This window comes from Paraciimarium castrense LEGE 11436 (genome assembly GCF_056633055.1).
In genome coordinates this window covers 45,578-63,409 of sequence record NZ_JBSJOW010000004.1, presented here as the reverse complement: position 1 = coordinate 63,409, position 17,832 = coordinate 45,578, and the positions used below count along the sequence as shown (strand labels likewise).

The 17,832-nt window shown below is 71.4% G+C and carries 18 protein-coding genes; 11 read left to right on the top strand and 7 right to left on the bottom strand.

Going from position 1 to position 17,832, the window contains the following annotated elements; all coding sequences use genetic code 11:
• The first annotated feature begins 1 nt into the window (after position 1).
• Both ACWJIO_RS07595 and ACWJIO_RS07590 read left to right on the top strand, forming a co-directional pair.
• Positions 2-298 (top strand): hypothetical protein, encoded by a 297-nt coding sequence (locus ACWJIO_RS07595; RefSeq protein ID WP_480312527.1) that lies wholly within the window; start codon positions 2-4, stop codon positions 296-298.
• Positions 299-334: 36 nt separating this feature from the next.
• Positions 335-904 (top strand): hypothetical protein, encoded by a 570-nt coding sequence (locus tag ACWJIO_RS07590; RefSeq protein ID WP_480312526.1) that lies wholly within the window; start codon positions 335-337, stop codon positions 902-904.
• Here ACWJIO_RS07590 and ACWJIO_RS07585 read toward each other — a convergent pair.
• Positions 869-1,657, bottom strand: a complete 789-nt coding sequence (locus ACWJIO_RS07585) for a response regulator transcription factor (protein WP_480312524.1) — start codon at positions 1,655-1,657, stop codon at positions 869-871. The two genes, ACWJIO_RS07590 and ACWJIO_RS07585, sit on opposite strands and share 36 nt — an antisense overlap.
• Positions 1,658-1,860: 203 nt before the next feature.
• Here ACWJIO_RS07585 and ACWJIO_RS07580 point away from each other — a divergent pair, with 203 nt between their 5' ends.
• Complete coding sequence (locus tag ACWJIO_RS07580) at positions 1,861-2,139, top strand: DUF6761 family protein (protein WP_480312523.1); 279 nt, start codon at positions 1,861-1,863, stop codon at positions 2,137-2,139.
• Between the two features lie 10 nt (positions 2,140-2,149).
• Here ACWJIO_RS07580 and grxD read toward each other — a convergent pair whose 3' ends face one another.
• Genes grxD through ACWJIO_RS07560 form a run of 4 tightly spaced genes read right to left on the bottom strand, consistent with a single transcriptional unit; the run spans position 2,150 to position 4,146 of the window.
• Entirely contained in the window at positions 2,150-2,473 is a 324-nt protein-coding gene (grxD, locus tag ACWJIO_RS07575; protein ID WP_480312521.1) for a Grx4 family monothiol glutaredoxin, read from the bottom strand.
• A gap of 4 nt (positions 2,474-2,477) precedes the next feature.
• On the bottom strand, positions 2,478-2,711 hold the full coding sequence (locus ACWJIO_RS07570; RefSeq protein ID WP_186696873.1) for a BolA family protein: 234 nt from the start codon (positions 2,709-2,711) through the stop codon (positions 2,478-2,480).
• Between the two features lie 43 nt (positions 2,712-2,754).
• Positions 2,755-3,309 (bottom strand): hypothetical protein, encoded by a 555-nt coding sequence (locus tag ACWJIO_RS07565; protein ID WP_186696874.1) that lies wholly within the window; start codon positions 3,307-3,309, stop codon positions 2,755-2,757.
• 12 nt (positions 3,310-3,321) lie between these two features.
• The gene (locus ACWJIO_RS07560; RefSeq protein ID WP_480312519.1) at positions 3,322-4,146 is read right to left on the bottom strand and encodes a lysophospholipid acyltransferase family protein; all 825 of its coding nucleotides are present in this window, start codon (positions 4,144-4,146) and stop codon (positions 3,322-3,324) included.
• Between the two features lie 157 nt (positions 4,147-4,303).
• On the opposite strand from ACWJIO_RS07560, the gene ACWJIO_RS07555 reads away from it, so the two are divergent.
• Together ACWJIO_RS07555 and ACWJIO_RS07550 are read left to right on the top strand one after the other, a co-directional pair.
• A complete protein-coding gene (locus tag ACWJIO_RS07555; RefSeq protein ID WP_480312517.1) occupies positions 4,304-5,053 on the top strand; it encodes a pyridoxine 5'-phosphate synthase in 750 nt (249 codons plus the stop codon).
• The gene (locus ACWJIO_RS07550; protein ID WP_186696876.1) at positions 5,050-5,370 is read left to right on the top strand and encodes an MgPME-cyclase complex family protein; all 321 of its coding nucleotides are present in this window, start codon (positions 5,050-5,052) and stop codon (positions 5,368-5,370) included. Before ACWJIO_RS07555 ends, ACWJIO_RS07550 begins: the two co-directional genes overlap by 4 nt.
• A 6-nt stretch (positions 5,371-5,376) precedes the next feature.
• Here ACWJIO_RS07550 and ACWJIO_RS07545 read toward each other — a convergent pair whose 3' ends face one another.
• Positions 5,377-5,742 carry a hypothetical protein gene (locus tag ACWJIO_RS07545; protein WP_480312514.1) on the bottom strand — a complete coding sequence of 122 codons (366 nt, stop codon included), beginning with the start codon at positions 5,740-5,742 and terminating at the stop codon, positions 5,377-5,379.
• A gap of 140 nt (positions 5,743-5,882) precedes the next feature.
• Between ACWJIO_RS07545 and ACWJIO_RS07540 the strand changes: the two genes are divergently transcribed.
• From ACWJIO_RS07540 to ACWJIO_RS07515, 6 genes are all read left to right on the top strand, one after another.
• Positions 5,883-6,575, top strand: coding sequence for a metallophosphoesterase (locus ACWJIO_RS07540; RefSeq protein WP_480312512.1), 693 nt, complete (start codon positions 5,883-5,885; stop codon positions 6,573-6,575).
• Positions 6,576-6,589: 14 nt separating this feature from the next.
• Positions 6,590-9,853, top strand: coding sequence for an exodeoxyribonuclease V subunit gamma (locus ACWJIO_RS07535; protein ID WP_480312511.1), 3,264 nt, complete (start codon positions 6,590-6,592; stop codon positions 9,851-9,853).
• On the top strand, positions 9,850-13,620 hold the full coding sequence (locus ACWJIO_RS07530; RefSeq protein ID WP_480312510.1) for a UvrD-helicase domain-containing protein: 3,771 nt from the start codon (positions 9,850-9,852) through the stop codon (positions 13,618-13,620). Before ACWJIO_RS07535 ends, ACWJIO_RS07530 begins: the two co-directional genes overlap by 4 nt.
• A complete protein-coding gene (locus ACWJIO_RS07525; RefSeq protein ID WP_480312508.1) occupies positions 13,617-15,230 on the top strand; it encodes an ATP-dependent DNA helicase in 1,614 nt (537 codons plus the stop codon). The genes ACWJIO_RS07530 and ACWJIO_RS07525 overlap by 4 nt, the downstream gene beginning before the upstream one ends.
• Positions 15,217-15,411: a hypothetical protein gene (locus tag ACWJIO_RS07520; RefSeq protein WP_480312507.1), complete on the top strand. Its 195-nt coding sequence runs from the start codon at positions 15,217-15,219 to the stop codon at positions 15,409-15,411. Before ACWJIO_RS07525 ends, ACWJIO_RS07520 begins: the two co-directional genes overlap by 14 nt.
• A 264-nt stretch (positions 15,412-15,675) precedes the next feature.
• Positions 15,676-17,556, top strand: coding sequence for a DEAD/DEAH box helicase (locus tag ACWJIO_RS07515; protein ID WP_480312800.1), 1,881 nt, complete (start codon positions 15,676-15,678; stop codon positions 17,554-17,556).
• Between the two features lie 15 nt (positions 17,557-17,571).
• On the opposite strand, the gene ACWJIO_RS07510 is transcribed toward ACWJIO_RS07515, so the two are convergent.
• Complete coding sequence (locus tag ACWJIO_RS07510; RefSeq protein WP_480312505.1) at positions 17,572-17,772, bottom strand: hypothetical protein; 201 nt, start codon at positions 17,770-17,772, stop codon at positions 17,572-17,574.
• Positions 17,773-17,832 lie beyond the last annotated feature (60 nt).

The window sequence follows — 17,832 nt, the reverse complement described above, 5'->3', positions numbered from 1 at the left end:
GATGCCCAGCAGCTCGCCCCCTCCCGAGCCCCCGAGCGCTGCCCAACTGGCCCGCTACCTGGAGCAGCGGGGCGACCTGAGCAAGCCCTGGCTGCTGCAGATGCTGCGCCTCGCCAAGCTGAAGGAGTCGAAGCAGGAGCTGCCCCCGGAGGAGTATCTCGAGCGGCTGCAGGAGGCCCACGCCGATCTGATGCGGTTGGGCGCGTTCTGGAAGGGGCGCGAACAGGAGGTGTTCAGCGGCGCCTACAGCCCATCGGCTCTGGTGGAACCGCTGCCAGGTTCCCCTGACGACCGATGACCTCACGCCCGATGACCCGCGCTTGAGCCCAGGCCCATGCCCTCCGCCCCTGCCCCCGCAGCGACGCACCGCTACCCGATGGCGCCGCTGATCCGCTTCACACTGCTGGCCCTCTATCTGGCCCTGGTGGTGCCCCTGCCTGTGGTGGCCCCGGAGGGCAGCGCCACGGCCCTGCTGCCGCTGGCTCTGGCTGGGGGGTTGGCCCTGGTCGTGGCCCTCACCAGCGAGCGAGTGGAGCTCGATGGGGAGGGGATCCGGGTGGGCCATCCCAGCTGGTGCCGCTGGCTGCTGCGCCGCGGCTGGAGCCTGAACTGGAGCAGCATCACCGGCCTGACACCGGTCTCCACCAGCCAGGGGGGCCGCGTCTACTACGTGCGCGCCAGCGATGGATCTGCCTGGCTGCTGCCCCAGCGCGTTGCCCGCTTTCCAGACTTCCTGAATCGCTTCGAGGCGGCCACGGGGCTGAGCATGGCCGGTATTGGCAGGATCAGCCCACCCTGGACCTACCAGCTCCTGGCTGTTCTGAGTGGCCTGATGCTGGCCGGGGAACTGACCTGGACGCTGCTGTTGTCAGGCCAGGGAATTGACGGGCTTGGACAGGGGTGAGCCCACGGGCAGGAGATCAGGCCCAGCCGCGGTGTGGTCGGGCAGGGTGTCGAGGCTGAAGCGATAGCCCTGCTGCCGAACGGTGTCGATGCCGCCGCCCTCTCCGAGGCCAGCCTGCTCCAGTTTGCGACGCAGGGTGAGCACCTGGGTATCCACAGAGCGGGGACCGCCACTGAACGGGGGCCAGGCCATGCGCAGCAGTTCCTGGCGGCTGCGCACCACTCCCGGCGGCATCAACAAGGCACAGAGCAGGGCAAATTCGCGGGGACTCAACTCCACGGGTTGGTCGCGGAGGGTGACCTGGCGCAGCAGCAGGTGCACCTCCAGGGGGCCCACGCAGACCTGCTCCTGCAGGCCGGTGGAACTGCGCCGCAGCAGGGTGCGGCAGCGGGCGGCAAGTTCCTCAAGTCCGAACGGCTTGCGCAGCACGTCGTCAGCGCCGGCATCGAGCAGGGTGACGACGGGCTCAGACCCGGAGCGGGCGGTGAGAACCATCACCGGGCAGCGCAGCTGGCTGGCCAGGCGGAGGGCACTGCTCTCATCGAGCAGCTCCGCACTGATCAGCAGGTCAGGCGACTGGTCGCGGCACACCTCGAGGGCCTCCTTTGCGGTGGCGACGGCGGCAGCCAGGTGGGAGTCCTGGCGAAGGCGCTGGGCCAGAACGGTGCGGAGGGTGGCGTGGGGATCAACCACCAGCACACGCTTGGCCAGATCGGAGGCAGGCTGCGGCAAAGGGGTTGGTTCGGGTGGCACCGCTGTGTGGGTCGAGACCCTGAGTCATCCCAACCTAACGGCCCTGTCGAGACCTGACACGTATCAGTGGCTGCTGTCAACAGGCCCGCCGTGTGCTGTCCCTGGGCCTGGGCTGGCAGAGGGGGCTTTTCAGAGGGGGCGGTGGTCTGTCCCGCGCTGCTCAACCATCATGGCCACAATGGGAACCAGGGTCAGCCCTCACCATGAACGCGCTTCAGCACCCCGACGCCATTCGCCACTTCCAGTCGCTGTGTGACGCCTGCCAGGAGCTCTCACACCGCCACCACAGCCCTGCGGACCTGCGGCTCTATGCCGATGGCTACCTGCATGCCCTGCGCCGCACCGCCGTGCTCGATCCCCTGGCCCAGCGGCGGCTGGAGGAACTGGTGGAGCGTTGGATTCTGGATCCCTCCAGCTTCATCGGCGCGGATGGGGACCCGAGGGCGCTATACGAGAGCGGTTACGAAACCGGCCGCCGTTGAGCGGGGGCAGTCAGCTGGCAAGGGCCACCGCCAGTTGCTCCTTGAGTTCACCGGAGTTGTACATCTCGATCAGGATGTCTGAACCGCCCATGAATTCCCCGTTCACATACACCTGGGGAATGGTGGGCCACTCGGAAAATTCCTTGATGCCCTGGCGAATCTCGGCATCGGAGAGCACATCGAAGCTCTCGAAGGGCACGCCGAGGGCGTTGAGGATCTGCACCACGTTGTTGGAGAAGCCGCACTGCGGCATCAGCTTGGTGCCCTTCATGAACACCACCACCGGGCTGCTGGCGACCAGCGTTTCGATCCGCTGCTTGACAGAGGCGTCCATGGAATCAGCTAGGGGTTGAAGTTTGCAGGGCGAGGGCATGAATCGCCTCGCTGGCCAGTTCCTGGCGCAGGGCGCCATACACGAGTTGATGCTGGCGGATCCTGGTGAGGCCCGTGAAGGCCGTGGACACCACGGTCACCTGGAGGTGGTCACCACCGCCGGTGAGATCCTCCACCGCGATCTGGGCATCGGGCATGGCGCGCTGGATGGCGGCCTTGACCTCGTCAGGTTGCACCATGGAGCAGGCCTCGCAACGGCGGGAATCTAGGGGGTTGTCCGGCTCAGTTGGTCGCCGCCGCCTGGCCGGCCGTGTAGGGCGTGGTGGCGAAGCCGATCTCCAGAAGCATCTGGTAGGCCTTGCGGCCCTCCTCGGTGGTGGGGGTCATCACCTTGACCACCTCCACCAGCAGGGGCACGGCCACTTCGGGCTCGTTCTGCCGGCGGAACAGGGCCGCCAGCCGCAGGTTGGTCTGGGCCATCAGTTCCAGGGCCTCCCTGCCCTTCTGGTCCATCTCCCTCGGGATGCGGGCGTCGAGGCCCCGGAAAGAGCCGCTCAGATCGCGGTAGAACCCCAGCAGGCGGCGACAGTAGTCGCGGGCGAGGTCGTAGTTGCGGCGGGCCTCGGCGAGATTGCCGCTGGCGGCGGCAGCGTCTCCCTGGGCCAGCAGACGCCGCACGGCATCCAGACTGATCGGGCTCTGGGTCCCGGCCAGGGTGCGCTCAGGCTCTTGCTGGGCCAGGACCGGAGTCGCCGCGAGGGGCGCGAGCACGGCCGTGAGGGCCAGCGCAGTTCCGCACAGACGGCGGTGGAGCCTATGCACGGCAAAGGGTGTCATGGTGGCGAAACTCTAAGGGGACTGGTCTGGAGCACCGGATGGCTCTGGGCCGCCGTCCTGGAGCACCCCGGGGCAGGATCCCGGCAGCGATGGCAGGCCGATGCTCTCGGCCGCCTGGCTTTCGAGAACCGTCATGGCAGCGGCGAGCTGGGCCGTGAAGACCTTCGCCGCCTCCCGGCCCTCGCCCTGGATCTGCATCGGCGCACCCAGGTGAAGCGCTGCGCGGGCACAGGGGAGGGCCAGGCTGTGGCTGTAGGCAATGCCCACGGGCACCACCGGAACCTGCACGCCCTTACTGGCCGCCAGCAGAGCCAGACGCGCCAGCCCCTGCTGCAGACGGGGCACGGCGGGCTCCCGGCGGATGCGCCCCTCCGGAAACACCACCAGCTGTTCGCCGGCCTCGAGCAGTTCCACGGCGTAGCGCAGGCTGGCCAGGGAAGGCCGCAGCTGGTTCACAGCAAAGCAGCCCAGCCGCTGCAGAAACCAGCCCTGCAGGCCCTGCATCTCATCCACGGTCACCATGAAACGGCAGTCGCGTCCGCTGACCCGGCGACCCGCCGCATGGGGCAGCAGCAGGGCATCCCAGCGGGCCTTGTGGGTGGGGGCCAGCAACACCGGGCCGTGGACGGGCAGGAATTGCTGGCCCCGCACCGTGATGGAGCGGAACCACAGGGGCAGGGCCAGATCCTGGGTGGCCAGCATCGCCACCGGGGCCAGCCAGGGGCTGATGCCGCGGCACACGCTGCGCTCCCGCGAGAGCCCCGCAAGCGGGGGGCGCTCCGCAGCAGCACTTCCGGGTCGGCCCGGGCCCTCGGATTCAGCCTCCGGTCGGGCCATCGTCGCCGCTCGCTCCTGGGTCGAGATCATCCAGGCAAGTTACGGACTCACTTCCGCTTGTCGCCGCCCGGGCGGGCAGTTGACCCTGCGGCCCATCGGGGCAGCGCGATCGCCCCAGGGCTGCTCCATAGGATCCCAAGGGCCCCTATCCGCTGCCATGGCCAGCCTCGGCGTCAACATCGATCACATCGCCAGCGTGCGCCAGGCCCGGCGCACGGTGGAGCCCGATCCGGTCACCTATGCCCTGCTGGCCGAGCTGGGTGGCGCCGATGGGATCACCGTGCACCTGCGCGAAGACCGCCGCCACATCCAAGACCGTGACGTGGAGCTGCTGCGCCAGACCGTGCGCAGTCGCCTCAACCTGGAGATGGCAGCCACCGCCGAGATGGCCGCCGTGGCGCTGCGCCTGCGCCCCGACATGGTGACCCTGGTGCCCGAGAAGCGCGAGGAGGTGACGACCGAGGGGGGCCTCGACGTGGCTGGCCAGGGCGCTGCGCTGGCGGATCTCGTGGGCCGTCTGCAGCAGGAGGGCATCGGCGTGAGCCTGTTCGTGGATCCCGTGGCGCAGCAGCTGGAGGCCAGCCGGGCCTGCGGCGCCCGCTGGGTGGAACTGCACACCGGGGCCTATGCGGATGCCGCCTGGAGTGAGCAACCCAGGGAGCTGGCCCGGCTCTGCGAGGCCAGCTTCATCGCCCGCAGCCTGGGCTTGAGGCTGAACGCCGGCCATGGCCTCAACTACCAGAACGTGGAGCCGGTGGCGGGAATCGAGGGCATGGAGGAGCTGAACATCGGCCACAGCATCGTGGCCAGGGCCCTGGCCGTGGGGCTGAGCCAGGCCGTGCGCGAGATGAAGGCGCTGGTTCAGAATCCGCGCCGCGATCCCCTGTTCGGCAGCCTGCAGCCATGAGCACCTATCACTTCGTTGCCGCCAGCGAGTCGTTCCTCACGGTGGAGGAGCCCCTGGAGGAGGTGCTGCGCGAGCGAGTGCGCCACTACGGCGAACAGGGCAAGGCGATCGATTTCTGGCTGGTGCGTCGGCCGGCCTTTCTGGAGGCCCCGGAGCTCGCCGCCAGCACCAGCACTGTGCCCAGGCCCGCTGCGGCGGTGGTCTCCACCGACGAGAAGTTCATCACCTTCCTGAAGCTGCGCCTGGAGTTCGTGCTGGTGGGCCAGTTCGAGGGCCCCAGCAGCACCATCGCCGATCCCCTGGCCAGCCTGGCCTGAGCCGGTTCAGAACAGTCCGAGAAAGCGCTTGCGTTCGGGCGGCGCGGCCTGATCCTGCTCTGCCGGGCTGGAGGCAGGCTCAGGCCTGGCCCGTCCCTGGCCTCCGTCCTGCTGATAGCGGGGCTTGTTGTCGCCGATGGTGAGCAGGGCCTCCTTGTTCTTCCACCACACCCAGTCTCGGATCGGCGGCGTGTCGCGCAGCTGCTCGCGGCTGAGGCCCAGGCCGAGCTTGGCGGAGGCGTTGAGCAGCACATCGAGCATCTCCTCGCCATTGCTGCAGCGGGCCAGGGCCTCGTTGGTGCGGCGGGCGCCGTTGAGGGCCTTCACCAGGGCCCGCACCCTCTGCAGCACCGTCAACGACTGCAACTCCATGGCTCCCGGTGGCAGGTGAGGCGAACCGTACCAGTGCTGTCCGGGAGTTGAGGGCCAAGCCCTGGAGCCATCTGCTTTCGCAGCGACTGCTGACAGGTTGGGCGGCCAGGGGCCAGACTGGCACCAACGCAGACCTCCTGATGACGCCCCCCGCCGTTCCCTCCCGCCACTGGGTGATCGGGGACGTTCATGGCTGCGCCGACGCCCTGCAACGGCTGGTCGATCTCCTGCCGGCGCGCGACCGGCTCGTGCTCTGCGGCGATGTGATCAACCGGGGCCCCCAGATCGAGCGCAGCATGGAACTGGCCTGGGGGCTGGTCTGCTGCGGTCGCGCCGTGTGGCTCCAGGGCAACCATGAGGCCAGCCTGGTGCGGGCCCTGAAGCTGCGGGGCCCGAGCGCCCGCGAGGTCCTGGCCGCCTGCGACACCTACCGGCAGCTGGGGGATCGCCGCTGCCGCCTCTGGCTGGAGCGGCTTGAGGCCCTGCCCCTGATCTACCGGGGTGAAGGCTGGGTGGCCACCCACGCCGGCTTCGATCCCGGGAGCTGGGAGCCCTCGCTCACGGTGCGGCAGTCGTTCTGGGACACCTATGACGGCCGCTTCGGCGATGTGATCGTGGCCCACACCCCCGGCAAGGCCGTGCGGCGCAAGAACCGCGGCCAGATCGTGCTGATCGACACCGGCGCCTGCTACGGCGGACGCCTCTCCGCCTATTGCCCCGAAACCAGGGCCAGCCGCAGCGTGGCCGGCGACCGTCCCTGGTTCATGGATCCCGTGCCACAGCCCATCGCCCCCGCGCCGGCGTCTCCCTCCCGCCTGGCCGCTCCGGCCTGAGCCGGGCGCAGGCCGTGCTCACCGTCTTCCGCAGCAACCGGGCCGAAACCCTGGCCAGCCTGCTGGCCGTGCAACTTCGCGAGACGCCGCCGCCGCCGCTGGAGACCGTGCAGGTGGTGGTGAACACCTGGCCCACCAGCCGCTGGCTGGGCGAGCAACTGGCGGTGGAGCTGGGGGGCATCGCCGCCAACATCCGCTACCCCTTCCCGGGCAGCCTGCTGCGCCGGCTTCTCGAGGCCGTGCTGGGCGGGGAAGGCGGCGAGCGCGATCCCTGGCGGGCCGGCGATCTGGTGTGGCCGGTGCTGGAGCTGCTGCCGGCCCTGGTGGACGAGCCCGCCGCCGCCCCCCTGCGCGACTGGTTGCAGCAGCGGACTGGATCCGGCCGGGAGCTGGGGCTGGCCCAGTGGCAGCTGGGCCGCTGCATCGCCGATGCCCTCGACGACTACGCCCTCTACCGCCCCGACCTGCTGGGGCAGTGGTGGGAGGGGTTGGATGAGGGCAGCGACTGGCAGGCCCTGCTGGTGCGGCAGCTGCGCCAGAAGCTGGGGGTGAAGCCCTTCGGGCTGCGGGTACGGGAGGCCGTGGAACGGCTGCAGCGGCACCCGGACGCCTGCCCCGGGCTGCCCGCCCGCCTGCGCCTGTTCGGCCTCAGCAGCATGGCCCCGGTGCAGGTGGAGCTGCTGCACGCGCTCAGTGGCCGCATGGCGGTGGAGCTGTACCTGCTCACCCCCTGCCCCGACCTCTGGCAGCACTGCAGCAGCCGCCGCTCCCTGCTCAGCGATGCCGTGGCGCTGCGCCAGCCGCTCGGGGCGGACTGGCTTGAGCAGGCGGGAGGGCTGGAGGCCCGCTTCGGGCGGCTGGGGGCGGAGTTTCAGCAGCTGCTGGAGGGCACGGGCCAGAGCCAGCTGGGGGCGAGCCAGCAGGGGGACCTGTTCCTCGATCCCACCAGCCTGGCCTCCGCTACCGGCCCCACCGGCCCGGGGCAGCTGACACCGCTGCTGCGGCAGCTGCAGCGCCAGCTGGTCGATCCCGCCAGCAGCACCAAGCTGGAGCGCGCCAGGGGGGATCGCTCGCTGGAATTCCACGCCTGTCCGGGACGGCTGCGCCAGCTGGAGCTGGTGCGGGACCGCATCCTGCAGCTGCTGCATGACGACCCCAGCCTGCAGCCCCGGGACGTGCTGGTGATGACACCCCAGGTGGATGACTTCGCCCCCCTGGTGGCCTCGGTGTTCGGCGACCGCGAGGCCACCGGGGTGGCGCTCGACTGGCGACTCACCGATCGCAGCCAGCAGGGCCAGGCCGGTCTGGGCCCCAGCCTGCTGGCCCTGTTGCGCCAGGCGGGGGAGAGGCTCACCGCCTCCTCGCTGCAGGCCCTGCTGGAGAGCCCGGCCCTGGGGCAGCGCTTCCAGCTCAGCGCCGAGGAGACGGCCGACCTGCACCGCAACCTGCAGCGGCTGGGGTTCCGCTGGGGACTGGATGGCACCGAGCGGGGCGGCGAGGCCTGCGGCAGCCTCAGCTGGGCGATCGATCGGCTGCTGCTGGGGCTGGTGCTGCCCGAGACGCCCGGCCTGGCCCCGGCCGAGACGGCGCCATTTGCCGCTGGCACCAGCCTGGAGCTGCTGGGGCGCTGGCTGCATCTGCTGGGCCGCCTGCGCCACTGGCTGGAGCGGTGGCGGCGGCCTCGCAGCTGTGGCGCCTGGGCCAGGAGCCTGCAGGCCGGCCTGGAGGATCTGTTCGGCGACGCAGGCGAAGCGGCCTGGGAGCTGCCGCCGTTGCTCGCCGCCATCGACGACTGGCAGCGGGCCGCCGCCGGCTGTGACCTGCAACTCGCGGCTCCCGTGGTGGCGGCGGTGCTGGAGGAGCGGCTGGCCGAGGAGGCCGGCCGGTTCGGCCACCGCAGCGGGGCACTCACGATCAGTGCCCTGGAGCCGATGCGGGCGATTCCCCACCGGGTGATCGTGCTGATGGGCCTGGATGGGGGCAGCTTTCCGCGGCAGAGCCGGCGGCCTGGCTTTCACCACCTGGAGCAGCGGCGGCAGCTGGGCGATCCCAGCCCGGCGGATCAGGATCGCTACGCCCTGCTGGAGGCCCTGCTCTCGGCGCGCGACCACCTGCTGATCACCTGGAACTGCCGCGACGAGCGCAAGGGGGAGCCACTGCAGCCCGCCACCCCGTTGAGCCAGTGGATCTCCTGGCTCCAGAGTGCCCTCAGCCCCGCCGAGGCCTCTTCAGGGCTGGTGCAGGAGCATCGCGCCAACCCCCTCGAGCGGGCCAATTTCCTACCGACGGCGGAGGGACCGCCGGCCAGCTGCGACCGCCGCCGGCTGGCGGCTCGGCGGCTTCTGGATCAGCCGCAGCCCCCCCCGCTGCATCCCCTGGCGGCCACGGCCGCCCCGGACAGCAACGCGCCTAGCGCCTCGCCCATCAGCCCCTACGAGGACCTGCGCCACTGGTTGGTGCAACCCCAGGGGAGCTGGCTGGAGTCGCTCGGCCTGCAACCGAAGGAGTGGAGCGAGGCCATCGAGGATCTGGACGCCGCCGGCCTGGACGAGCGCCAGCGCTCCTCCCTGCTGCGCCAGGCCCTGGGCCGGGGCGAGGCCTGGCCGGCCGATCCGGCGGATGATCCCCTGGCTGAGGCCGGCAGCTGGCTTGAGGCCCAGCGGGGGCGCGGCCTGCTGCCGCCCATGGCAGGAGGACAACTGGAGGCGGAGGGCCTGGCGCGGCGCTGGCGCGACCTCAGCGCAGCCCTGGAGGCCCTGGGACCGGCGCAGCAGCGGTTGGCCAGCTGGCAGTGCTGGCAGCAGGAGCTGCCCTGGCGCGGCAGCTCCGTGGTGCTCGTGCACACCGCCCGGGCCCGCAGCCGCCAGCGGCTGGAGCTGTGGCTGCGGCTGCTGCTGGCCGCCGCCGCCGACCAGCAGCCCAGCGGGGCCGTGCTGGTGGCCCGCGGCAGCAAGGGATTCGGGAAGGAGCTGGAGCTGCGGGCCCCCGATGCAGCAGGCGCCCGGGCCGAACTGGAGCGCCTGGCCGCCCTGCGCCAGCAGTGGCGGCAGCGCTGCTGGCCGGTGCCGCCGGAGACGGGCTGGGCCTTGCTGCAGAAAGGCGACAGCGCCGCGATCAGCTGCTGGGAGGGGGGCTTCCAGCTGGCTGGTGAGCGGCTGGAGCCCGAGCAGGCCCTCTGTTTCGGGGCTGAGCTGCCGGGGGTGGTGCTGCTGGAGCAGAACCCGGTGCGGGAGCTGGCCGCCGAGCTGCTCGCTCCGCTGCGGGAGCGGCTGGCATGAAGGCTGTGTTCGAGGCCAACCGCTTTCCGCTGACGCCGGGGCTGAGGCTGCTGGAGGCCAGCGCCGGCACCGGTAAAACCTTCTCCCTGGCCCATCTGGTGCTGCGCCTCGTGAGCGAGGAAGGGCTGCCCCTGAGCCAGCTGCTGGTGGTGACCTTCACCAACGCCGCCGCCGCCGAGTTGCGCGATCGGATCTGTCGTCGCCTGCAGCAGGCCCTTGCCGCGCTGGAGGCCGGGGCGGGAGCTGGGCAAGAGGCCATGGAAGACAGGGGCGCCGGGCCTTGGGCGGATCTCGATCCCACCCTGGTGGACTGGCTCGCCTGGGCCGGGCCGCGCACCGAAGCACTGCGGCCCCCCCTGCTGCTGGCCCTCGAGGACCTCGATGGTGCCGACATCACCACCATCCACGGCTTCTGCCTGCGCACCCTGGAGCGCCACGCCCTTGAGGGGGGCCATCCGCCCAAGCTGCAGCTCGACACCGATTCCGCTCCCCTGCTGCGGCAGGTGTGCCACGACTACTGGCGCCAGCAGGTGCTGGCCCTGCCTGCCCATCTGCTGGCAGGGGTGCAGAGCCGGCTCAAGGGCCCCGACACCCTGGTGCAGCTGCTGGCGCGGCTGGATGGCGATCCCGCCCTCGCCCTCGACCCCCTGCCCGTTGGGATGGAGGCCCACCAGCCCCTGACGGCCCAGCTGGTGGACCTCTGGGGGAGCAGCTGGACCACCTTCTGCGACCTCTGGGCCCGGCACAGCCAGGCCCTGGAAGCCAGTCTCTGCAGCACGGCGGCCGACTGGCGCTCCAGGGGGTTCAGCACGATCACTCCCTACGCGCCGCGCCCCAGAAAGGACCGCTGCGCCATCGTGAGCGGCTGGATCGCGGGCCAACCGGACGGCGGCGACCACGCCGCCTGCCTGGCCCAGAAGGAACTCAACGAGTACTTCCACCCCGGCGCCTTCCTGAAGCGGGCCAGACCGATCGAGGCCGACCCGTCAGACCCCGGCGGCCGGGAGCCAAGCCTGCCGGAGCGGCCCCTGATGGAGGCCGTGGCAGCCTTGCTGGATGGTCCGGCGGAGGCGCTGCTGCTGCATGCCTGCCACTGGGGCCGCCGCGAGCTGGCCCGGCGGCGCCAGCGCAGTGGCCGCATGGGCTACGGCCAGCTGCTGGAGAGCCTCGATCCCGGCGCGGATTCCCACGCCCCCTCCCCCCTGCTGGAGGCCGTGGCGGAGCGCTACGCCGCCGCCCTGATCGACGAGTTCCAGGACACCGATCCGATCCAGTGGCGGATCCTGTCGCGGGCCTTCAGTCCCGAGCGGCACCGGCTGGTGCTGGTGGGCGATCCCAAGCAGGCGATCTACCGCTTCCGCGGCGGCGAGCTGGCCACCTACAGGCTTGCGGCCGCTGCGGCTGAAACCAGTGGGGGCATCAGCGCCCTCACCACCAACTACCGCGCCACCGGACCCCTGATCGAGGCCCTCAACGGCCTGATGGCACCGGGCCTGCGGCGCTCCGGACTGGAGGTGCCCGAAGTGGAGCCCCGGCCTGGTCAGGCGGCCTTAGGGGACCAGGGGCCGGCCAGCAGCCTGGAGCTGTTGTGGCTGGCCAGTGGCGAGGGTGCCGGCGAGGCCCCCCAGAGCAGCACGGAGCTGGAGAAACGCCTGCCCGGCCAGGTGGCCCAGGTGGTGGTGGAGCTGATCGCTGGCGGCGAGGTCCCCCAGGACATCTGCCTGCTGGTGAACACCCACCGCCAGGCCGAGCAGCTGCGGGCAGCCCTGGAGCGCTGCCGGATCGCCAGCCGCCTGGTGATGGACGGCGATGTGTTCAGCAGCCCGGGGGCCACAGCCCTGCAGCGCCTGCTCGATGCCCTCGCCCACCCCGGCCATCCCCGCCGGCTGCGGCTGCTGGCCGCCTCGCCGCTGCTGGGCTGGAGTGCGGCGGAGCTGGCTGCAGCCACCCCGGAGCGGTGGAGCGCCCTCGCCGCCCAGCTGGCCAGCGGCACCGAGCAGCTGCAGCGCCGCGGCCTGATGGGGGTACTGGCCGCCTTGCTCGACGCCCCGGGCCTGGCCCGGCTCGCCCCGGGCGGCAGGCTGCTGGCCGATCTGCAGCAGTGCGCCGCCCTGGTGCAGGAGCAGCTGCACAGCCGCCAGCTCGGGCCGGCCGCCGCCGCCGACTGGCTGCGGCAGCGGCGCCTGGAGCCTGACCCCGATCCCCCCGAGACCCACCAGCCCCACAGCGACGTGGAGGATGGGGCCGTGTGGGTGGTGACGATCCACCGCAGCAAGGGCCTCGAATACCCCGTGGTGCTCTGCCCCTACCTGTGGAAGGCCCCCAGCCGCCGCCCCCCGGACCCGGGCCTGCGCTGGCAGCCGCCGGACCACCCCGCCCCGCTGCTCGACCTGCACCTGAACGCCCACTGGGGCCGGGGCGCTCAGGCCTGGCTGCAGCACGGCGAGGCCGAACTGCAGGAGGCGGAGCGGCGGGCCTACGTGGCCTGCACCAGGGCCCGGCGACGCCTGCTGCTGGCCTGGGGTGCGGTGAAGCAGCAGCAGGGCAACCCCCTGCATGGCTGGCTGTTCAGCCAGGAGCCCCCACCCGGGCCGGGCGACGACCCCTACACCGACCCTTCCGACCAGGAACTGCGCCAGCGCCTCGACCAGGAGATCGCCCGGCGGACTCTGCCGCTGCGGCTGCGCGACCTTCCCGATCCCGGCGCGCCCGTGCCGGTGGCTCCAGCGGCTGCGGTGGGCCCGATGCTGGCCGTGGGGCCAGTGCCCAGCCACCCCCTCGATCGCACCTGGGGCCGCAGCAGCTACACCAGCTGGACCCGGGGCAGCCACGCCGCCGCCCCCCAGACCCTGGAGGAGGGGCGGGAAACCGATGACATCGCCCGGGAGCCCGAGCTGCCCGAGCCGCTGAGCGCCTCCCTGGCCGGCGAGCCGTCCGGAAAGCCAGAAGCACCGTGGCCAGCCGAGAGCCCCCTGGCGGACTTCCCCCGCGGCTCCCAGGCAGGCGATTGCCTGCACCGCATCCTGGAGCAGCTCGACTACCAGCAACCCGCCGCGGTCCAGGCCGAGCTGGTGGGCAGGGAGCTGCAGCGCAGCGGCATCGCCGCCAGCCACCTGGAGTGCCTGCTCACTGGGCTGGATCAGCTGCGGTTGAGCCCCCTGGGGGGCCCCCTGGGTGCCTTCCAGCTGGCCCAGCTGCCCCAGACGGAGCGGCTGAACGAGATGGGCTTCGATCTGCCCCTCGGCCTGGTGCGGGCCCAGGCCCTGGCCCGGCCGTTCCTCGACCACCCTGGCGGTCCTTTCGGTGCCGACTACGCCGACCGGCTGGCCCTGCTGGACGTGCACAGCCGCGGCTTCCTGACGGGCTCGATCGACCTGGTGTTCCGCCAGGGCGAGCGCTGGTGGGTGCTCGACTGGAAGAGCAACTGGCTGGGCGAGCGGGATGGGGATGGCCAGCCCCTGGCCTGCGGTCCCTGCCACTACGGACCTGATGCCCTGGCCGCCCTGATGGCCGCGAACCACTACCCGCTGCAGGCCCACCTCTATCTGGTGGCCCTGCACCGCTACCTGCGCTGGCGCCTGCCCGGCTACGACCCTGCCTGCCACCTGGGCGGCTATGCCTACGTGTTCCTGCGGGGCGTGCCGGGGCCGACGCAGCGGGCGCAGCGGCAGGCCGCCAAGGCCGTGCTGCTGCCAGGGCTGGCGGTGGAGACCCCGCCCCTGGAGCGCCTGCTGGCCCTGGATCGGGTGCTGGAGGGGGCGCCATGACCAGCTCCCCCGCCGCCCTGCCCGACCCCGCTGGCAACCCGCGGCCGGCCTGGCTTGGCGCCCTGGCCGCCTCGCTCCAGGAGGCCCTGCCCCGGCTGCATGGCTGTCAGAGCAATCCGCAGCTGGACGCCGTGATGGCGGCCCTCACCGGCGCCCTGGCGGAGGGTCAGCTGGAGCTGGTGCTGGCCGATCCGGAGCAGCGCCGGGCGGTGGCGGCCTCGCCCCTGGCCAGCGACCCCTGGGGCCCCCTCGTGCTGGAAGGCGATCGGCTGTTGTGGCGGCGCTGGCATGCCCAGCGCCAGCAGGTGCTGGAGGCCCTGATCCAGCGGGCCCGGGCCGTCACCGCCCCGGAAGAGGTTGGGGCCATCCCTGCGGCGGGCCGGCTCGATGCCGACCAGCGGCGGGCGGTGGCGGCGGTGCTGAACCACCAGCTCGTGCTGCTGGAAGGGGGGCCGGGCACCGGCAAAACCAGCACCGTGGGGGGAATGCTGGAGGCCGTGCGTCAGCGGGACCCCGCTGCCCGCATCCACCTGGCGGCACCCACCGGCAAGGCCGCGGCCCGGCTGCGGGCCAGCCTGGCCCGCACCGAGTTGGTGCCCTGCACCACCCTGCACCGCCTGTTGGAGAGCCAGGGGGAGCGCTTCGGGCGCAACCGCCAGCACCCGCTGGAGCTGGATCTGCTCGTGATCGATGAGGTGTCGATGGTGGACCTGGCCCTGATGCAGGCGGTGCTGGAGGCGCTGCCGGCCCAGGCCAGCCTGGTGCTGGTGGGGGATGGCGCCCAGCTGGCGCCGGTGGGCCCCGGGCCGGTGCTGCTGGAGCTGCAGCGTGCCGACAGGCGGCAGGCCCTGGGCGCCGCAGCTGTGGAGCTGCGCACCACCTACCGCAACGGCGGCGCCATCGCCACTGCGGCGGCCAGCCTGCGGCCCAGCCCTGGCCCCAAGCCGGTGGACGCGGCGCCGCAGGGATCAGGCGACTGGCGCCATCTGATGCCCCAGCTGCGCCAGCTGCAGCCCGGCGACAACCTGGCCTGGCGACAGGCCTCGCCGCGGCGGCTGCCGGGTGAACTGCTGGAGCGGCTGCAGCGGCAGCAGCAGGAGCTGCGCCGGCTGAGCGACAGCACCCGGCCCGGGGACCAGCAGGCCGAGGCGCGGCTGCTGGCCCAGCTCGATGCCCTGCTGGTGCTCACCCCCGTACGCCGCGGACGTTGGGGGGTGGAGGCGATCCACCGGGCCCTGCTGGGCGAGCTCCTGGAGCAACCGGTGCAGCAGTGGCCGCTGGGAACACCGGTGCTCTGCCAGCACAACCTGCTCGAGCTGGGGCTGGCCAACGGCGATGTGGGGATCCTCGCGGGAGGGGAGCAGGGGCAGGAGCCGCGCCTGCTGTTCGGCGTGGGCGGCGGCGAGCACCTCTGGCTCCACCCGGCCCAGCTGCCGACGCTGCAGCCGGCCCTGGCCCTCACGGTGCACAAAGCCCAGGGCAGCGAAGCCGAGGAGGTGTGGATCCTGATGCCAGAAACAGGGCGCCCCAGCGACCGCCTGCTGTACACCGCTCTCACCCGCGCCAGACATCGGGCGGAGTTGATCACACCCCAGGGTGATAAAGTTTGATTTCACCCTTTCTCAAGGGCAAGGCAGTTCTAAGGATTTCCAAGAACTCAAGGATTTCAAGGAGATTCGCCTTCATTGGCGCGATCTCAGCGGCAGCAAGGTCAACGGCTCCTCAGCCCATCGCCTCAGCGTCGTGCATGTCATCGACCGGCGGGAGCCCACAGCGACGACAACCCCTTGATGGTCCAGCGGTTCCCTCCATCTGGGCATCTGCCGTCCTGCGAAGAAGGATTCCACCAGGCCCTGGCCTGCACAGGCTCGATTGACTTCCGTGACTGAATCGTTCAGCGGCACCACCGTCGTGTGCCCCGACCCCACCACCACCCCCAGCGACACCATTTCCACCACTCCCCAGGCCGTTCTCGGCAGCGACACCACCGCCCCTGTGGCCATGGCGGCTGCGGCCACCGGCTCAAGCGATCCGGGAGCCGAGAGCGCGGCGCCGATGACTCCCATCGAAGACGGCTCCGGGGCTGCCTTGCAGAGCTCGGCCACGCCGGCCCAGGAGAGCCCTGCTGCGGACACTTCCGGCTCAGCAACCTCCCCTGCTGCCGAGACCACCAGCCAGGCCCCCGCGGCGGCTGGCGGCAACGACCGCGGACCGGCCAGCGGCTTCGCCCATTTCGGCTTCGGCCCGGAGCTGCTCCAGGCCCTGGAGGCCGTGGGCTACAGCGAGCCCTCCCCGATTCAGTCGGCGGCGATCCCCGAGCTGATGCTGGGCCGCGACCTGGTGGGCCAGGCCCAGACCGGCACCGGCAAGACGGCGGCCTTCGCCCTGCCGATGCTGGCCGGCCTGGACCCCGAGCAGCGCAAGCCCCAGGTGCTGGTGCTGGCTCCCACCCGGGAACTGGCCATCCAGGTGGCTGAGTCCTTCAGCACCTACGCCTCCCATCTGCCCCAGGTGCGCACGGTGGCCGTGTATGGCGGCGCCGACTTCCGCGACCAGATCCACCACCTGCGCCGCGGCGCCCAGGTCGTGGTGGGCACCCCCGGGCGGGTGATGGACCACATGCGCCAGGGAACCCTGGACCTCTCGGAGCTGCGGGCCCTGGTGCTCGACGAGGCCGATGAGATGTTGCGCATGGGCTTCATCGACGACGTGGAATGGGTGCTCGGCCAGCTGCCCGAGAAACGCCAGGTGGTGCTCTTCTCCGCCACGATGCCGGCCGAAATACGCCGGATTTCGCAGCAATACCTCAACAGCCCCGCCGAAATCACGATCAAGACGCGGGCCGCCGATGCAAGCCGCATCCGTCAGCGTTACCTCACCGTGCAGGCCCCCCTCAAGCTGGCCGCCCTGGAGCGCGTGCTCGAGAGCGAGACCAGCGAGGGGGTGATCATTTTCGCCCGCACCAAGGCCATCACCCTCAACGTGGCTGAATCGCTGGAGGCCCATGGCTACGACGTGGCCGTGCTCAACGGCGACGTGCCCCAGGCCCAGCGGGAGCGCACGATCGAGCGGCTCAAGACCGGCCAGGTGAACGTGCTGGTGGCCACGGACGTGGCCGCCCGCGGCCTCGATGTGGAGCGGATCGCCCTGGTGATCAACTACGACATCCCCTTTGACGGCGAGGCCTACGTGCACCGCATCGGCCGCACCGGCCGGGCGGGCCGCAAGGGCGACGCGATCCTGTTCCTCACCCCCCGGGAGCGGCGCTTCCTGGGCGGGCTGGAGCGGGCGGTGGGCAAGCCGATCGAGCCGATGGAGGTGCCCAACAACGCCACCATCAACCAGAGCCGCCTCGATCGCCTGCGCATGCGCCTCACCGGCTCCCTGCAGCAGAGCGCCATCAGCGCCGATGAACGGGCCCTGCTGGGCGAGATCCTGCAGCGGGTGGCCCAGGAACAGGGCTGCTCCCCAGACCAGCTGGCCCTGGCCGCCCTGGAACTGGGTCTGGCGGGCAAGACCCTGCTGCTGCAAGGCAATGACGACTTCACCCAGGTGCGGCCCCAGGGCCCGGCCCGCCGCGACGGCCGCGATGGTGGCCGGGAGTTCCGTGACGGGGGTCGTGACGGTGGCCGCGACAGTGGCCGGGAGCTGCGCCGCGGCGGCGGACGCCCCGAGCGCTCTCTGGGGGCTCCCGAAGCCGACATGGACCGCTTCCGGGTGGAACTCGGCTGGCGCGACCGCATCAAGCCGGGCAACCTGGTGGGTGCGATCGCCAACGAGACCGGCCTGCAGGGCAAGGCGATCGGCCGGATTCAGATCTTTGATGCCCACAGCATCATCGACCTGCCGAAGGGCATGCCCGAGGACATCTTCGCGAGCCTGCGGGAGCTGCGGGTGCTGAACAAACCCCTGCAGATCTCCCGGTTCCAGGGCTGAGTCCAGCCCTCGGGCTCAGGCCCAGAGTGTGGTGACAGTGGTGCACTGGCTGGCGCTGACCTCGTTCAGCGCCATCACCTCCACGGCCGCGATCAACGAGACCTGGGCCTCCAGGCTCTCGGTCTGCACCAGGCTCTGGAGGAGATCAAAGCGATCCTGGGGAGCCAGCTCGCCGTCTTCGCTCCAGGCCAGGCTCCAGGGAACAGGGGCCGTCATGGCAACCACTCGGCTAGATCAGGGTTTGCTGACAATGCCCGAGCGACCGGGATCACTCGG

Excerpts from the sequence above, each read along its gene's own strand:
- ACWJIO_RS07515 (WP_480312800.1), top strand. The coding sequence starts at position 15,676 with ATGACTCCCATCGAAGACGGCTCCGGGGCTGCCTTGCAGAGCTCGGCC.
- ACWJIO_RS07525 (WP_480312508.1), top strand. The coding sequence starts at position 13,617 with ATGACCAGCTCCCCCGCCGCCCTGCCCGACCCCGCTGGCAACCCGCGG.
- ACWJIO_RS07510 (WP_480312505.1), bottom strand. The coding sequence starts at position 17,772 with ATGACGGCCCCTGTTCCCTGGAGCCTGGCCTGGAGCGAAGACGGCGAG.
- ACWJIO_RS07565 (WP_186696874.1), bottom strand. The coding sequence starts at position 3,309 with ATGACACCCTTTGCCGTGCATAGGCTCCACCGCCGTCTGTGCGGAACT.
- ACWJIO_RS07580 (WP_480312523.1), top strand. The coding sequence starts at position 1,861 with ATGAACGCGCTTCAGCACCCCGACGCCATTCGCCACTTCCAGTCGCTG.
- ACWJIO_RS07550 (WP_186696876.1), top strand. The coding sequence starts at position 5,050 with ATGAGCACCTATCACTTCGTTGCCGCCAGCGAGTCGTTCCTCACGGTG.
- ACWJIO_RS07590 (WP_480312526.1), top strand. The coding sequence starts at position 335 with ATGCCCTCCGCCCCTGCCCCCGCAGCGACGCACCGCTACCCGATGGCG.
- ACWJIO_RS07540 (WP_480312512.1), top strand. The coding sequence starts at position 5,883 with ATGACGCCCCCCGCCGTTCCCTCCCGCCACTGGGTGATCGGGGACGTT.
- grxD (WP_480312521.1), bottom strand. The coding sequence starts at position 2,473 with ATGGACGCCTCTGTCAAGCAGCGGATCGAAACGCTGGTCGCCAGCAGC.
- ACWJIO_RS07545 (WP_480312514.1), bottom strand. The coding sequence starts at position 5,742 with ATGGAGTTGCAGTCGTTGACGGTGCTGCAGAGGGTGCGGGCCCTGGTG.
- ACWJIO_RS07595 (WP_480312527.1), top strand. The coding sequence starts at position 2 with ATGCCCAGCAGCTCGCCCCCTCCCGAGCCCCCGAGCGCTGCCCAACTG.
- ACWJIO_RS07555 (WP_480312517.1), top strand. The coding sequence starts at position 4,304 with ATGGCCAGCCTCGGCGTCAACATCGATCACATCGCCAGCGTGCGCCAG.
- ACWJIO_RS07530 (WP_480312510.1), top strand. The coding sequence starts at position 9,850 with ATGAAGGCTGTGTTCGAGGCCAACCGCTTTCCGCTGACGCCGGGGCTG.
- ACWJIO_RS07560 (WP_480312519.1), bottom strand. The coding sequence starts at position 4,146 with ATGGCCCGACCGGAGGCTGAATCCGAGGGCCCGGGCCGACCCGGAAGT.
- ACWJIO_RS07570 (WP_186696873.1), bottom strand. The coding sequence starts at position 2,711 with ATGGTGCAACCTGACGAGGTCAAGGCCGCCATCCAGCGCGCCATGCCC.